The organism is Halomonas sp. ML-15, from assembly GCF_014779595.1.
Lineage (GTDB): Bacteria > Pseudomonadota > Gammaproteobacteria > Pseudomonadales > Halomonadaceae > Franzmannia.
Map to the genome: position 1 here is coordinate 1,096,346 of NZ_JACXZT010000019.1, position 14,076 is coordinate 1,110,421.

Consider the following 14,076-nt stretch of genomic DNA (forward strand, 5'->3'; position numbering starts at 1 on the left):
AGGTCAAGTGTGAGGTGGTGGTACCAGAGCTCTCATGCCAGTGGCGCGAAAGGAGGGATATTTGATGCAACTTCAATTGCTTGCCTGTCATGGGGAGGTGTTTTGACAGGCCATGCTGAACGCTTCGAGTCATTGAGTGCGCTGCTTGGAAGGTGGCAAACGCTGTGGCAGCCGACGCCCTTTTATCAGCATACGCCTGACTGGTCGAACGACCACCCGGCGCTGTACGAGGCGGCTATCGGCCTGAGTGATGCCTGCTTGGCGCGACTGCGCGACGAGGACCCTTATGCGTCGCCTGACACCGTGTCCCGGCACCCGCTGGGGGCGTATCTGCCATTGGGGCCGCTGGCCGAACTGTGTGACGTGGCGACGCTCTCCAGTGAGGTGTCGCTGCCGGCATCCTGGGCGACGCATGTGGGAGGCCGAAAGTGGCGGCAGATCGAGGCCTTCGCACCCCAGGTGCCGATCATGCCTGACGCAAGTCTGGTGGAGTGGTGTGCTGGCAAGGGACACCTATCGCGAACTCTCAGCCGTCTGCATCGGCGGTCGGTATCTGCGCTGGAGTGGCAGCCGGCGCTGTGCAGAGAAGGGCAGCGACTGGCTGATCGGCAGGGCGCTCGGGTGACCTTGGTCGAGCAGGATGTGATGGCGGCATCGGCAGCGCAGCGTCTGAATGACTCGACCCAGGTGGTGGCGCTGCACGCCTGTGGCGACCTGCATGTGCGGCTACTCGAGCTGGCGGCGGCGAGCGGTGCAGGGGTGACCCTGGCGCCGTGTTGCTATCAGCGTACGGGTGAGTCGCACTATCGGCCGCTGTCGGCAGCGGGGCGGTCACTGGCCAAGCGGGATGGGCTGGACCTCGAGCGTGAGACCCTGGCTCTGGCGGTTCAGGAAACCGTGACCGCGCCGCAGCAGGTACGCCGCCAGCGGCGACAGAACAGCGCTTGGCGACTCGCCTTCGACCTGCTGCAGCGCCAATTGCGAGGTGTCGACAGTTACCTGCCGGTGCCGAGTCTCGCCTATGGACGCATGCCGTCGACGCTGGCCGATTTCTGCGCCTGGGCTGCTGCGCAAAAGGGGCTGAGGCTGGCGTCGCGGATCGACTGGGCCGAGCTAGAGGCGCGCGGCTGGCAGCGCCAGGCCGAGGTCGAGCGTCTCGAAGTGGTGCGCCAGCTGTTTCGCCGGCCGTTGGAACTGTGGCTTGTACTCGACCGCGTGGTGATGCTCGAGGAAGCCGGCTATAGGGTCACCTTGGGCACCTTCTGCGCGCGGCAACTGACGCCGCGCAATCTGCTGATTCAGGCAGTGCCCCCCGGCCGACAAGGCCATCCTGCGGTGCGAGGCGTCTCATGAACCAGGCGCGTTCTCCCGCCGACGAAGAGCGCCAGCCGCGCCTCGCCGAGGCCCCGCTGGAGGCCGTTTCGGCGCGCTTGGCGCCCTGTTTAGCGCTGCACAAGGCGGGCAGCTGGTTGCTGGTCGTGATGGCAGTGGCGCTGATGCCGCTGGGCGAGTCGGAGTGGCTGGCATGGCGTATCTGGCTGGTGGCCGGCGTCGCTGGGCTCGGAGCGCTGGGCGTAGGCGTTGCGTGGTGCGAGGCCCGGCGGCGCGGCTATGCACTACGCGAGCATGATATCGTCCAGCGTCGAGGGTTGTTGGTGCAGCGTTTTCAGGCGCTGCCGCTGGTCAGGCTTCAGCATATCGAGACGCGCAGCAACCCGTTGGAGCGCTGTTTCGGGCTGGTACGTCTGGCCTGTTTCACCGCCGGAGGGCGCAGCGCCGATGTGGTGATCGAAGGCCTTCCCGCGGCCCGGGCCGAGGCGCTGAAACAGCAGCTTCTGCATCGCCTGCAGAGCACCGCGGATGGGACCTCGGCATGAGTGAATCGCTGACGCAGTGGCAGCGGTTGTCGCCGTGGGCGATGGTCTCGCTGCTGCTGACTCAGGCGGCGGAGCAGAGCCGCCAGCAGTTGCCGCTTCTGCTGGGCGCCGGGGCCGGCTTGACCCTGCTCGATGCCGTCGGCTGGCGCGAGCTGGTGCTTGGCGTCGGCGTTGCACTTCTGGTGGCGGTGCTGCTGGCCTGGCGCTATTACCGGCGCTTTCGGTTTCGGCTGGAAGACGATGTGCTGGTCATTCACCAAGGCCTATTCGAGCACCGCGAGTTCAAGCTCGCTGCGCGCCACGTGCAGCAGATCGCCACCCGCCAGCCACTGCACATGCGGCCATTCGGTGTGGTGGAGTGGCAGGTGATACCGGTGGCCGGTGACGCCTCGCGAATCACCCTGCCGGGCATCCGCCAGACCACGGCCGATGCGCTCAGTGAGAGACTGGCACCGGCCATGTCGGCGTCGGGCACCAGCGTCGCACCGCACTTCAGGCTTACCACCCGCGGCTTGCTGCTGCATGGCCTGTCGAGTCGCTCGGTGTTGGTGGCCGCGGCAATGCTGTCGCCGCTGATGCGCCCCGTTGAACGCTGGCTGCACGACATCGCGCCGTCCCAGGCGCTGCCGGACTGGCTGCCGACCGCGCCGTTGCTGCTCGCTGCGCTGGGTATGCTGGTGGTGGTCATGGCGCTGGCGCTGCTGTCGATCGTGGCGGCGGTGTGGCGCTTTGCTGGCTATCGCCTGGTCGACCAGGGAGGGCGTCAGATTCAGACCAGCGGCCTGCTCCAGCGTCGGCGCCAGAGTCTCGCCCTTGAGCGGCTGCAGGTGGTTGAGTGGGTCGAAACCGGGCTGGGGCGCCTGCTCGGCTGCGGCTATCTGGTCTGCCATCAGTTTGGCGGGAGTGCCGATGAGGGACGCCGCTTTCTGGTACCCGGCGTAACAGGCGGCGAACAGCGTCGTCTGCTGGCCGTGCTGTGGCCGGGGCTGAGATGGCCCCCAGCCTGGACGCCCGTATCGCACTACTACCGCCGAGCGCTGCTGCTACGCGGGGGGCTGCTCAGCGGGCTGCTGCTGGCGGGCAGCGGCGCAGTGCTGGGCCCGGCGCTGACGACCTGGCAGTGGTGGCTACTGACCGGGGCACTGGTGGTGCTGGTTGTCGTCGGCGCCTGGCGGCGCTGGCGTTGTCAGGGGTGGGCGCACTGCGGCGGGTATCTGTGGGTGCGGCATGGCCTGTTCGGCATTCGCACCCATGTGTTTGCACTGGACAAGGGCATCTCGGTGGACGTGCGCCAGAGCTGGCTACAGCGTCGTCGCGGGCTGGCCACGCTGCACCTGCATCTCGCCCATGGACGAGTGGCGCTGCCGTTCATCGAGCATGGCACGGCGTTGGCGCTGGCCGACGAGCTGTTGGCGGCCTCTGTGCCACGCTCAGTCGTCGAAGTCCCAGGCTAGGCCACGCCCCAGAGGCCAGCGCCCAGTGTCGAGGGTGTCGCCCTCGGCGTTCTGAGTCACATAGCTGTATTGGCCCTGGTGGCGCAGTGCTCCCGCCAGCTGGCCGAGGCCACGCTGACTATCGGCGCTGAGTACGACCAAGGGCCTGTCGGGATGGTGCCACATGCGCGCCGTTCCGCGCCGGACAGTCCCAGGCGCTGCCTCCATGCCCTGGGTTTCGAGCCACGCCTCGACGTCGTCGCTGAGGCCCACCACCAGCTGCAGCCTGGCCTGCTCGTCTGCGGTCGTTGTCTGCGCTGCCGCGGGCCGCTGGCCCAGCAGCTGATGGGCCAGCGACTCACTCCCCGGGCTCACCGCGATTACGTCGACATCGGTTGCCAGCATCAGCGCGCGCAGGGTTGCCGGTGGGTCGCTAAGTTCGCGCAGCACCTCCATCTGCGGATCGATCTGCAGGCCCAGCGGGCGCACCTCGAGTTCGAGGCTTACGCGCTGGCGGGTCCTGTCCATCTCGATGGTGCGCTGTACCTCCCCGTCCCGGGTCTCGATGACAAGCGGCAGGTATAGCGGCCAGGGGCCAGCATCGCCGTGCTGGTGCAGTACGATATCGAGCTGCCAGTGATCGTCCCGCGCGGTGGACTGGGCGTCGTCGAGGGCTAACCGTGGGCGACCAGGCTGTGTCAGCCAGGCAGTGAAAAAGGCCTCCAGTGAGGTATCGGCGGCCTCCTCGAAGGCGGCCTGCAGATCGTCCCAGCCGGCTTCGTGGAACATGTGCGTTTCAACCAGCCGGCGCAGGGCGCGGTCGAAGGCGGCATCGCCAATCCGCTGGCGCAGCATGTGCAGGACCATGGCGCCGTGCTGGTAGCCGATCAGTCGCATAGCGGGATCGCGGCCACCGCGAAAGGCGATCAGCGGATGCTCGCGGTCGGCGGGGAGAGCGGCGAGATCGGTCAGCCAGCGAGTGCGCGTCTCGAGGGCCTCGCCGCGCAACTCATCGAGGTGATAATCGGCCAGGTAGGTCGTCAGCGCCTCCGACCAGTTGCCCGCCATATGATCGAGGCGCACGCCGGTGCCCCACCAGGCATGCATTAGCTCGTGTGCCAGTGAGGTGCGGGGAATGAAGGGCAGCGGGATGACCCGCTCACCGAGCAGCGTGAAGCCTGGGAAGGCCAATCCCACCGGGTCCGGAGTGGCGGCCATGGTGAAACTGGTAAAGGGGTAGTCGCCGAGACGCTCCTCGAACATGACCAGGTAACGGGCGGCGTGAGCGAGGTAGGTCTCGGCGAAGGCATCGTCCAGAGCGGCAGGGAACAGCGTGCGCAGGCGTACTTCGCCGAGATCGCGTTCGCGCAGTTGCCAGGGCCCAGCAGCGACTTCGATGCTATCGCTACGAGGGTGCCGGTAGTGCTCACGGTTGATGTCGCTGTCACTTTCCTGGTGAAACAGTGAGCCGCTGGCCACAGCGCGCTGGCCTGGCGGCAGTTCAAGCGTCAGCGAGAGCGAGAAGGGCGAGTCGACCAGTGAGGGGTACCAGCTGGCACGGGCTGGCAGGAAACTGCCGGCCTCGCTAAGGCGCAGTCCACGCTGCTGATGTGCCGCCTCGAGGTGACCTTGCCAGTGTATCAGGCGGCGTTCGCCGTCGTGCTCATCAAGGGTGATCTCGAGTCCAGGGAGCAGACGGATGTCGTTGGCGGCGGGCGCGGGGCTGATCTCGAGCTCGCCGCGCAGGCCGCCATTAGCGGGGTCGAGCCACAGCCGCATGGTCTTGTGCGACAGCGCCTCGGCGACGGCGGTGCCGCTGGGCAGTATGCTCAGGCCCGCCAGCAGCGTAAGCAGACTGCCTAGACGATGGTGAGTGCCGGCCATGGCGGACTCACTGCTGCGCCGGGAAGCGCGCCAGCACTTCCTCGAGGCTTCCATCGCGTGATACCCCCAGCGGCAGCAGGGTGCCGGGGGGCTGGTCGCGAACCACGGCGATCAGCTCGCCGGGGCTGGCCATACGCCGTCCGGCGGCCTCGACAATCACGTCACCGCTGGCCAGGCCGGCGCGCTCTGCAATGGAGTCGTCGCCAACGGCCTGTACCAGCACGCCGTCCACGTGAGCTTCTATCATGACCCCTAAGCGTGGTGGTGCCGACGGCTCGAAGCCCGCTTCGTCACCTAGCGCATACAGAGCATCGGCCAGCCCCGCGGGGGGCTCGCACTGACCATTGGGCTGCCAGGTCAGCAGAGTCTGCTGGCCCTCGACGCCCAGATCAGCCAACTGGTGGGGCACGCCGTGGCCGTAGGCCAGATGCCCCTGGCCGACCAGCCCCACCAGTAGCGGGGCGTTATTGTCACTATCGGTATGGCGCTCAAGCGCGTCGGCGATACCCTCGGCCATGGCCCGGTCCCAGGCGAGCTGGGCGGCGATAAAGCGTTCCAGGCCGTTATTCCCGGCGTCGTCAGAATCGCTGCCGCTGGGGTGCTGGGCGAATACCGCCTCGAGCTGTTCTCGGTAAGCCGTCTCAGGCGCGGCGGGAGGCGAGAGGTGGTGACGCTGGTCGGTCGGGACGCTGTCCCAGCCTTCGCTGGCGAGTCGCTGGCGCAGCTCGGGCAGGATATTCAGGGCCACCAGCGGGATCTGCTGCATGCGTGCAAAATGCAGGATCGGCAGATAGAACGCCGGGTCGTGGCCCCAGTATTGATGCCAGCCGCTCTTATCGAGGAATTGCGACTCGCTGAGCTCGCCGGCCACCCAGGCATCGAGCGCCGGCTGCGACTCCCGCGGCAGCATCTCGAGCCCGATCAGCAGATCGTCACGATGGCCATGCAGGCCGGAGAGCGTATGCAGCTGCCAGCGGTGGTGGGCGAGCCGATCGTGCTGCTCACCCAGCAGTACCACCTGCTGGTCGGCGAGCTGGTGCATCATCGCTGCATTGGTGGTGTGGCGCCCATCGTCGAGCCGCCATTCGCCCGGCGCAGGGCAGGCCGCGGCCAGGGCCGTCTGCGGCGTCAAGAAACTCGCGGCGAGGAGCAACGCGGGCAGAGTCAAGCGGCGTAACGGCATCGAAGGCTCCTAAAACAGGCTCATGCGTGTTATCACGCCGTCGCGGCGAATCAGCCAGTGGTAGAGCGCGCCGCAGATGTGCAGTACCACCAGACCGAGGATGACCCATCCGAGCCAGCCGTGCCACACGAATAGTTGCTGTGACAGCGCCTCATTCTCGCCGATCAGACCGGGCAGGTTGAACTGGAAGAACTGTACCGGAAAGCCGCCGGCGGCGGTGGCCAGCCAGCCGATCACCGGCATGGCCAGTAGTGCCAAGTAGAGCAGATGGTGCACGGCAGTGCTGAGAAGATGCTGAAAGGGCGGAAGCGGGGGCTCATGAACGGGCACGACGTAGATCAGGCGGGTGATCAGCCTTGCCGTCATCAGCCCCAGCATTGCAACGCCGGCGGTCTTGTGCAGCGTGTAGAGCGTATCCGTGCCGGCCCGCCCAAGGCGTTCCATAGCGCCCTCGAAGCCGAGAAATCCTAGCGTCAGGCCGCTGGCCAGCGAGAACAGCAGCACCACCGCAACTCCCCAGTGGAGCAGTCGGTGCGGGTAGGCATAGCGGTCTGTCATGGAAACTCCTTATGGCGGGAGGCGGCATCGCTTTATCAGCGTAGCCGATCTGCGTATCGGCATACCCAGCATACTCAAACAAGGCCTGCTACGAGTGCATATGCTCCAAGGAGTGCTAGGCCTCTTATACCATTGTCTAAGGGGTGGTGTGGCACTTTGATATTGACACTTTTGTGAGCACCTTCTAGCCTCTCTGTTATAGAAAAGTTACCGATAACATAGATCGGGAAATGTTCCTGGTTTCCACTGGAAAAGTTGTGTGAGTTGGCTAAATGCGATCCAATTTTATCTTGGGTATTTTCTTAATCATCGCCTCAGCATTGCTATATACCCAGGTTGTTGATCTCCCCGTGCGTTCTGCCATGTTTCCTAAAATGGTGCTGTGGGGAGCTGGAATCACAGGCCTGCTGATGCTCATAGATGCAGCGATAAAGGCTAAAAGACTAGCCACCGCTGATGACTTGGATATCGCCGAGGTGAAAAGTGAGCGCATCAAGATGCGCGATACTTTGGTATTTCAGATAATGGTGCCAGGCGGTATTATGCTGCTGACCTTTATGTTGCTCACAGTGGTTGGTTTTTATCTAGCCTCGGCATTTCTCGTTTTTGTGATTTACTGCTATCACGACTATCGTATCGATCCTGCCAGACTCAAGCGAAAAGTGTATCTGAAAGGGTGTGTTTTTGCTTTTCTAGTGACCCTCTTTATGTACTTGGTTTTCACCCTGTTGCTGGGGCTTCCCGCCCCATCTGGGGTTCTCTTCTGAGCGTTCAAACGTTCGGAGATTCGTATGCATCATGCCGGCTCACACTGCAATGATGCAGAATTAAATACCAATATAAGGTGAAGACAATGACAAAGAAAATGAAGTTGGCAACTCTATTTGGTGCACCTTTCTTGCTGGCTGCGTCCGGTGCCGCCCTGGCGCAGGATTACCCCACCGGGAATATACAGATCATCGTACCCTATAGTGCCGGTGGCGGTGGCGATACTGTAGCAAGGATCATTGCCGATCGACTGAGTGATGAGCTCGGGCAGCAGGTCAATGTGGTCAATCGCGAAGGGGCCGGTGGTGAAATCGGCATTGCTGAAATGGCCGGTAGCGATCCCGATGGGTATACCCTGGGAGTGTTCGGGTATCCGGATAATTTCGTACTGGAAAATACGCGCGACACTAGCTTTGATAATGATAGCTTCGAGTATCTGGCTTCTTTCGATGATATGCCGATGGGGATTTTTTCCGGTCCAGGAAGCGAGCTCGATAGTCTTGAGGCTATGCGCAGCTATGGCGAAGAAAATCCTGGTGCGCTCGTGATTGGTGAGTCTGGTGCAATTGGTCTCCTGAATATCTTGGCTCTTAGCGATGATTTAGGAATTGAAACCACGCCGGTCCTCTATTCGGGCGGTGGCGAGCTTATGAATGCGCTGCTGGGGAATCATATCGATCTGGCTTCAACGTCTTCCATGAGCCATGATCCGATTACCGATGCCGGTGGTACTCCGATTGGCTTCGCTGCGGCCGAGCGGATGGATATGTTCCCGGATGTTCCCACTTTCAAGGAGCAAGGTATCGACCTGGAAATGGGGGTTTCTCGTGTTATGGTAGCCCCGACTGGGCTGCCTGACGAAGTGCGCGATATTCTGACATCCGCTCTCGATGAGATAAGTACTAATGAGGCAATGATCGAGAACTTCCAAAACGCTTCGCTACCCTACCGCTATCTGAATGCTGAGGAAACAGAAGAGATGGTGGAACGCTCCAATAATGTGCTTTCACCAATTATCGAGGAAAATCTCGAGCAGTTCAATATTGATTGATATGGTTTTAAGTAAATAACCCCAGGTGGGTCCGGGCATTGTGTTGCTTCGGGCCCAGTTTTATTAGCGAAGTTGGCAGTGCTCATGGATCTTATCTCGATACTTTCTGTTCTTTTTACACCGAGTGTGTTTTTAGTGGTGTTCGCTGGTGTGTTGATCGGCATCGTGGTGGGAGCCATACCTGGACTAAACGGCGCCATTGGTATCTCGCTGCTGCTTCCCCTGACGTTCACCATGGAGCCACAGATAGGTCTCTTGTTATTGGGCGGTATTTATATGGGGGGTATGTATGGCGGTTCGATTACTGCCATATTGATCAATGTTCCAGGTGATGTCGTGGCGGCGCCAGTTGCCATGGAAGGTTACCCCTTGACCCAGCAAGGTAGAGCTAAGGAAGCGCTCTATTACTCGATTTTTTCCAGTATGTTTGGTGGTTTTATCGGCGTCATGATCCTTATCTTCTTTACGCCACCGCTAGCAAGGCTTGCCCTACAATTCGGTCCTGCCGAGATGTTTTTTGTCTCGCTGAGTGGTCTCATCGTTGTTGGAGCCCTGAGCGGAAGCTATCTCAAAGCAGCCTTTGCCGTGCTTTTCGGGCTGTTTATTAGTACCATCGGCATCGATATGATCACTGGGTCAGAGCGTTTTACCTTTGGCAGCGTCGACCTTCGCTCTGGTATTTCCGTTGTGCCTGTGGTGTTGGGACTATTCTGTTTCGCAGAGATGTTTCTCAATATTGGCAAGAAACCCAGCGAGCAGGTAAAATATCGTGACCAGAATATCAGTCGTACGTCAGTGTTGACGTCGATTCTCAAGGCGCGATTTTTAGTGTGGAAGTCAGGCCTTATTGGCACGGTCGTTGGCCTTCTACCTGGGGTGGGCACGACACTGGCCGTATTTATGTCGTACGGTGAAGCCAAACGTGTATCGAAACAGCCTGGCCTTTTCGAAAAAGGCAACCCAGAAGGTATTATCGCTGCGGAAAGTGCCAATAACGCTACGGTGGGAAGTTCCATGGTCCCGCTATTGGCGCTAGGTGTGCCGGGTAGCCCAACCAGTGCTATCATCGCTGGGGCACTAGTCATTCATGGCATAATTCTGGGTCCAAGCCTGTTCGTTAATCGTCCCGATGTGGCCTACACTTTTCTATATGGCATGCTGTTGACGGTAGTGGCCATGACCATCATTGGTGCGGTCGGCATCAAGTATTTTTCCTATATCCTTAAAATCCGTATGGAATATATCGTGCCGACGGTTCTGGTTTTCGCTCTATTCGGCGCCTACAGTCTGCGCAACAGCCTGTTTGATGTTCTCATCGCCTTAGTGTTAGGTATTGCTGGAGCTATATTCAAGAAAATCGAAGTGCCACTTGCCCCGATTATTATTGGTGTTGTATTGGGTCCTTTGATTGAAACCAATTTGGCACGCGCCATGCGTATCGCTGGGGCCCGTGACGTGCCTCTTGTCCAGTACATGCTCTCTTCGCCATTGGCCATTGGTCTGCTGATTATGGTGTTGGTACTGTTGGTGGTGGTTGTTCAAATGCGTCGTAAAACAGGCTGAACCAGGGACGGGGCAAGTGATGGGCTACTTGAAGATCGTTGTCATGGGCGTTTCAGGCAGCGGTAAGAGCTTGATAGGCGAGCGGCTTGCCCAGCACCTGGGCATTCCTTTCTTCGATGCTGATGACTTTCATAGCGAAGCCAACGTGAAGAAAATGGCCAGTGGCAAGCCGCTCAGTGACGCTGACCGTGTTAGCTGGCTGGCAGATCTGGCCAAACTGATCGAGCGCGAGCCGGCGCTGGTTCTGGGGTGCTCAGCGTTGAAGCAATGCTATCGCCAGCGTTTTCGTGAAGCGGCCACCGACTTGGTTTTTCTCTATATGGACGGTGACTTCGATACGATTGCATCGCGCTTGTCCAAGCGGGAAGGTCACTACTTCAGTGGTGAAAAAATGCTACGAAATCAGTTCGAACAGCTTGAGCCTCCAGGCCTTGGAGAGGCAGTTCCCATTGATATTCGTATGGATGAAGAGGGGGTCCTCCGTCAGTGTTTGGCGGCGCTGAGCCAATGATTTCGGTATAGTGCCATCGAGCTTCCGATAACGCCTCATTGGAGGCCTTCGGCAACCATTACCTGATATTTAGGCTGACGTGAGAAATAAACGACCAACACTTCAGGATATCGCCGAGCGCGTCGGTGCCACCAAGATGACCGTCAGCCGCTGCCTGCGCGACCCACAGATGGTCTCAGAGGGGCTTCGCGAGCGCATCTATGCGGTGGTAGAGGAGCTCGGTTACATTCCCAACCGCGCACCGGATATTCTCTCCAAGGCGACCAGTCGTGCCATCGGGGTGATGGTGCCATCGTTGGCGAACCAGGTCTTCGCCGATGTCATCAAGGGCATTGAGCTAGTCACCGAGCCCGCGGGCTATCACCTTATGCTCTCCCACTACGGCTATAGCCCGGAGCTCGAGGAACGCAGCCTGGCTTCGCTGCTGTCCTATAACGTCGATGGGGTGATCCTGTCCGACAGCCTGCATACCAGCCGCACCTGCCGCATGCTTGAAACCGACGGTATACCAATCGTGGAGATCATGGATTCGCTGACACCGCCGCTTCACCAGGCTGTGGGCTTCGACAATGTTCGGGCTGGCTATGAAATGGTCAGCGAAATGGCTCGACGCGGTCGGCGTCATATCGTCTATCTTGCCGTACGTCTTGACGAACGTACCCGTCAGCGCCAACAGGGTTACCGTCAGGCGATGGAGGAGTTTGGGCTACAGCCCACCACTTTGTGGCGGAGCCAGCGTTCGTCCTATAGCGTAGGGGCCGCGCTACTCGGTGAGGTGCTCGACCAATACCCCGAGACCGATGCGCTGTTCTGCACCAATGATGACGTGGCGGTAGGCGCCTACTTCGAGTGTCTGCGCCGCGGCGTGGCGGTGCCGGAGCGCGTTGCCATCGCCGGGTTTCATGGCCACGACGTTGGCCAGGTCATGGCGCCTCGTTTGGCGAGCGTGGTCACGCCACGGGAGGCGATCGGCGAGACCGCGGCCCGCGAGCTGCTGGCGCGCATTCAGGGCACGGCGATCACCCGGCGGGTGATCGACCTGGGGTTTCGTATCGAGGCGGGCGGCACGCTATGATCGTAGGCGTGCTAAAGGCGTGCTGTCAGTAGCTCGGCCAGCGCCTCGTCGCTGAGCACCAGCGGGTTGGTCTGCATGCTGCCACCGCGCGCGTTGGCAACTACCCGCGGGATATCCTCGGCGCTCATGCCGAAGCGGCCTAGTCGCGGCATCTCCAAGCGTTCGCTCCAGTCGTGCAGGGTTTCCACCAGCACCCGGTTGGCGTCGTCGTCATTTAACCGAGCGTTGCCGCTCAGCAGACGCCCGACGCGGGCGTATTTACCCCTCGCCGGTGACGCCGGGGCATGCGCCTCAAGGGCTGCAAGATTCGTGGCAGTGGCCTCGGCTAACAGGGTGCCGCAGACGGCGCCATGGGGCATCGGGAAGAAGGCGCCGAGCGGTGAGGCCAGTCCGTGAACCGCACCCAGCCCTGCTTGGGCCAACGTTATGCCCGAGCTCAGCGAGGCGTAGGCGAGTCGCGTGTAGCCCTCGTTGTACTGACCGGCATCGGCCTGCCAGGCCCCCCATAGGCCTTGCTGGAGGGCCTCCAGGCCGGCCCAGGCCAAGGCGTCGGTAAAGGCGTTGGCCTTGAGGGAGACATAGGACTCGAGAAGCTGGGTCAGGGCATCCATGGCGTTGGCGGCCAGCTGGGGTCTGGGGCAGCCGACCAGCAGCGCCGGATCGACCAGGGCGATGCGCGGCACCAGTTGGGCATCGCGAAACGATTTCTTGAAGCCGTCGCGGCCCTGCACGCTGAGCACGGCGTTCTTGGTCGCTTCGCTGCCGGTGCCGGCGGTGGTGGGTACCGCAATCATCGGCACCGCCGGCCCCTGATATGTCAAGCCTCGGCCGACGCCTTCGAGATGATCCATCACCGAATTGCCCGCTTTCAGCAGACCCGCTACGGCCTTGCCGGCGTCGAGTGCGCTGCCACCGCCGATGGCCACCACGACATCGATATTGCGCTGACGGTGTTCGCTGACCAGCTCATCGATGCGCTGTGGAGACGGCTCGCCATCGATGCTGGCGTGCTGCCATTCGATGTTGCGTGCTTTCAGCTCCCCGAGCAGCGCAGGCCAGTGGGGCGAGGCGACGAATGAGTGCCGACCGGTCACCAGCAGCACATGCTGGCCGAATTCCTCGACCAGCGCCGGGAGGCGCCGAATCGCCTCGGCGTGTAGATGAATCTCGGGCAGTCGAGAGACCTGGACGGCAGGGAAGGGGGAGGGCATGGCGTTCTCGTTGATCGGTGCAGGTGAGTGGCAAGCTGATGTCAGCATACGCCAGGGGAAAGTGGGGGGCATTCGCTGGCCTCAACGGGCAATACCCGGCGACTTCCGCTAACCTGTGCTGCAGTGCGGCAGCGAAGTTATTCCACCTGCCGCTATCGGACGACGACTGACAAGGAGAGGGTCGAGATGGGCCACGCGTTTTCTCTAGAGGGCAAGGTGGGCATCGTGACCGGACTGGCCAATCGCGACAGTATTGCCTACGGCTGTGCGCTTGCCTGCCATGAGGCGGGTGCCGAGCAGATCGTCAGCTACGCTTCACCCAAGGCGGAGCGTTTCGTGGCGCCCCTGGCCGGCGAGTTGGGTGAGCCCGAGCTGATCTGCTGCGACGTCCAGGACGACGCCCAGCTGGAGTCGCTGTTCAGGCGTGCCGCCGAGCGCTGGGGACGCCTCGATTTCGTCGTTCACTCCATCGCCTACGCGCCGCTGGAAGATCTGCACGGCCGGGTCGTCGATTGCTCCCGCGACGGTTTTGTGCTGGCCATGGACCTCTCCTGCCACTCTTTTATCCGCATGGCTCGCTTAGCGGAGCCGCTGATGCATGATGGCGGCACCCTGATCTGCATGTCCTACTACGGCGCCGACAAGGTGGTCGACAACTACAACTTGATGGGGCCGGTCAAGGCGGCGCTGGAGGCGACGACCCGCTATCTGGCGGCCGAGCTGGGCCCGGCAGGTATCCGGGCCCATGCGGTCTCCCCCGGGGCAATTCGTACCCGCGCCGCGTCTGGTCTCAAGGACTTTGATGCGCTGGTCCATGATGGCGAGACGCGCTCACCGCTGCGTCGCCTGGCCAGCGTCGAAGAGGTGGGGCAGTCGGTGGTCTATCTCGCTTCTGCGGCCGGCGCCGCCTTGACCGGCACCACCCTTTACGTCGACGCCGGCCACCACATCAGGGCATGACC

Annotated in this window: 13 protein-coding genes; 9 read left to right on the forward strand and 4 right to left on the reverse strand. The window is 61.6% G+C overall.

Annotation, left to right across the window (positions count from 1 at the left end):
- Positions 1 to 102: 102 nt before the first annotated feature.
- The 3 genes from IEI94_RS16875 to IEI94_RS16885 are packed head-to-tail and all read left to right on the forward strand — an operon-like array spanning position 103 to position 3,331.
- On the forward strand, positions 103 to 1,353 hold the full coding sequence (locus IEI94_RS16875) for a methyltransferase (RefSeq protein WP_191168424.1): 1,251 nt from the start codon (positions 103 to 105) through the stop codon (positions 1,351 to 1,353).
- The gene (locus IEI94_RS16880; protein WP_191168425.1) at positions 1,350 to 1,877 is read left to right on the forward strand and encodes a PH domain-containing protein; all 528 of its coding nucleotides are present in this window, start codon (positions 1,350 to 1,352) and stop codon (positions 1,875 to 1,877) included. Before IEI94_RS16875 ends, IEI94_RS16880 begins: the two co-directional genes overlap by 4 nt.
- A complete protein-coding gene (locus IEI94_RS16885) occupies positions 1,874 to 3,331 on the forward strand; it encodes a PH domain-containing protein (RefSeq protein WP_191168426.1) in 1,458 nt (485 codons plus the stop codon). Before IEI94_RS16880 ends, IEI94_RS16885 begins: the two co-directional genes overlap by 4 nt.
- Here IEI94_RS16885 and IEI94_RS16890 read toward each other — a convergent pair.
- Genes IEI94_RS16890 through IEI94_RS16900 form a run of 3 tightly spaced genes read right to left on the reverse strand, consistent with a single transcriptional unit; the run spans position 3,308 to position 6,935 of the window.
- Entirely contained in the window at positions 3,308 to 5,194 is a 1,887-nt protein-coding gene (locus IEI94_RS16890; RefSeq protein ID WP_191168427.1) for a M1 family metallopeptidase, read from the reverse strand. The two genes, IEI94_RS16885 and IEI94_RS16890, sit on opposite strands and share 24 nt — an antisense overlap.
- Before the next feature lie 7 nt (positions 5,195 to 5,201).
- Positions 5,202 to 6,377 (reverse strand): ChaN family lipoprotein, encoded by a 1,176-nt coding sequence (locus tag IEI94_RS16895; protein WP_191168428.1) that lies wholly within the window; start codon positions 6,375 to 6,377, stop codon positions 5,202 to 5,204.
- Between the two features lie 9 nt (positions 6,378 to 6,386).
- On the reverse strand, positions 6,387 to 6,935 hold the full coding sequence (locus IEI94_RS16900) for a cytochrome b (RefSeq protein WP_191168429.1): 549 nt from the start codon (positions 6,933 to 6,935) through the stop codon (positions 6,387 to 6,389).
- A 272-nt stretch (positions 6,936 to 7,207) separates the two neighbouring features.
- Between IEI94_RS16900 and IEI94_RS16905 the strand changes: the two genes are divergently transcribed.
- The 5 genes from IEI94_RS16905 (at position 7,208) to gntR (ending at position 11,903) form a co-directional block, all read left to right on the forward strand.
- Positions 7,208 to 7,702, forward strand: coding sequence for a tripartite tricarboxylate transporter TctB family protein (locus IEI94_RS16905; protein WP_191168430.1), 495 nt, complete (start codon positions 7,208 to 7,210; stop codon positions 7,700 to 7,702).
- An 86-nt stretch (positions 7,703 to 7,788) separates the two neighbouring features.
- Positions 7,789 to 8,754: a tripartite tricarboxylate transporter substrate binding protein gene (locus IEI94_RS16910; protein ID WP_191168431.1), complete on the forward strand. Its 966-nt coding sequence runs from the start codon at positions 7,789 to 7,791 to the stop codon at positions 8,752 to 8,754.
- An 84-nt stretch (positions 8,755 to 8,838) separates the two neighbouring features.
- Complete coding sequence (locus IEI94_RS16915) at positions 8,839 to 10,317, forward strand: tripartite tricarboxylate transporter permease (RefSeq protein WP_191168432.1); 1,479 nt, start codon at positions 8,839 to 8,841, stop codon at positions 10,315 to 10,317.
- Positions 10,318 to 10,336: 19 nt separating this feature from the next.
- Complete coding sequence (locus IEI94_RS16920) at positions 10,337 to 10,828, forward strand: gluconokinase (RefSeq protein WP_191168433.1); 492 nt, start codon at positions 10,337 to 10,339, stop codon at positions 10,826 to 10,828.
- 79 nt (positions 10,829 to 10,907) lie between these two features.
- Positions 10,908 to 11,903 (forward strand): gluconate operon transcriptional repressor GntR, encoded by a 996-nt coding sequence (gene gntR, locus IEI94_RS16925; protein WP_191168434.1) that lies wholly within the window; start codon positions 10,908 to 10,910, stop codon positions 11,901 to 11,903.
- A gap of 11 nt (positions 11,904 to 11,914) precedes the next feature.
- Here gntR and IEI94_RS16930 read toward each other — a convergent pair whose 3' ends face one another.
- Positions 11,915 to 13,114, reverse strand: coding sequence for an iron-containing alcohol dehydrogenase (locus tag IEI94_RS16930; protein WP_191168435.1), 1,200 nt, complete (start codon positions 13,112 to 13,114; stop codon positions 11,915 to 11,917).
- A 186-nt stretch (positions 13,115 to 13,300) separates the two neighbouring features.
- Here IEI94_RS16930 and fabI point away from each other — a divergent pair, with 186 nt between their 5' ends.
- Positions 13,301 to 14,074, forward strand: a complete 774-nt coding sequence (gene fabI, locus IEI94_RS16935; RefSeq protein WP_191168436.1) for an enoyl-ACP reductase FabI — start codon at positions 13,301 to 13,303, stop codon at positions 14,072 to 14,074.
- The last annotated feature ends 2 nt before the right edge of the window (positions 14,075 to 14,076 follow it).

Excerpts from the sequence above, each read along its gene's own strand:
- IEI94_RS16890 (WP_191168427.1), bottom strand. The coding sequence starts at position 5,194 with ATGGCCGGCACTCACCATCGTCTAGGCAGTCTGCTTACGCTGCTGGCG.
- IEI94_RS16915 (WP_191168432.1), top strand. The coding sequence starts at position 8,839 with ATGGATCTTATCTCGATACTTTCTGTTCTTTTTACACCGAGTGTGTTT.
- IEI94_RS16885 (WP_191168426.1), top strand. The coding sequence starts at position 1,874 with ATGAGTGAATCGCTGACGCAGTGGCAGCGGTTGTCGCCGTGGGCGATG.
- IEI94_RS16880 (WP_191168425.1), top strand. The coding sequence starts at position 1,350 with ATGAACCAGGCGCGTTCTCCCGCCGACGAAGAGCGCCAGCCGCGCCTC.
- IEI94_RS16930 (WP_191168435.1), bottom strand. The coding sequence starts at position 13,114 with ATGCCCTCCCCCTTCCCTGCCGTCCAGGTCTCTCGACTGCCCGAGATT.
- IEI94_RS16900 (WP_191168429.1), bottom strand. The coding sequence starts at position 6,935 with ATGACAGACCGCTATGCCTACCCGCACCGACTGCTCCACTGGGGAGTT.
- IEI94_RS16905 (WP_191168430.1), top strand. The coding sequence starts at position 7,208 with ATGCGATCCAATTTTATCTTGGGTATTTTCTTAATCATCGCCTCAGCA.
- fabI (WP_191168436.1), top strand. The coding sequence starts at position 13,301 with ATGGGCCACGCGTTTTCTCTAGAGGGCAAGGTGGGCATCGTGACCGGA.
- IEI94_RS16895 (WP_191168428.1), bottom strand. The coding sequence starts at position 6,377 with ATGCCGTTACGCCGCTTGACTCTGCCCGCGTTGCTCCTCGCCGCGAGT.
- IEI94_RS16920 (WP_191168433.1), top strand. The coding sequence starts at position 10,337 with ATGGGCTACTTGAAGATCGTTGTCATGGGCGTTTCAGGCAGCGGTAAG.
- IEI94_RS16910 (WP_191168431.1), top strand. The coding sequence starts at position 7,789 with ATGACAAAGAAAATGAAGTTGGCAACTCTATTTGGTGCACCTTTCTTG.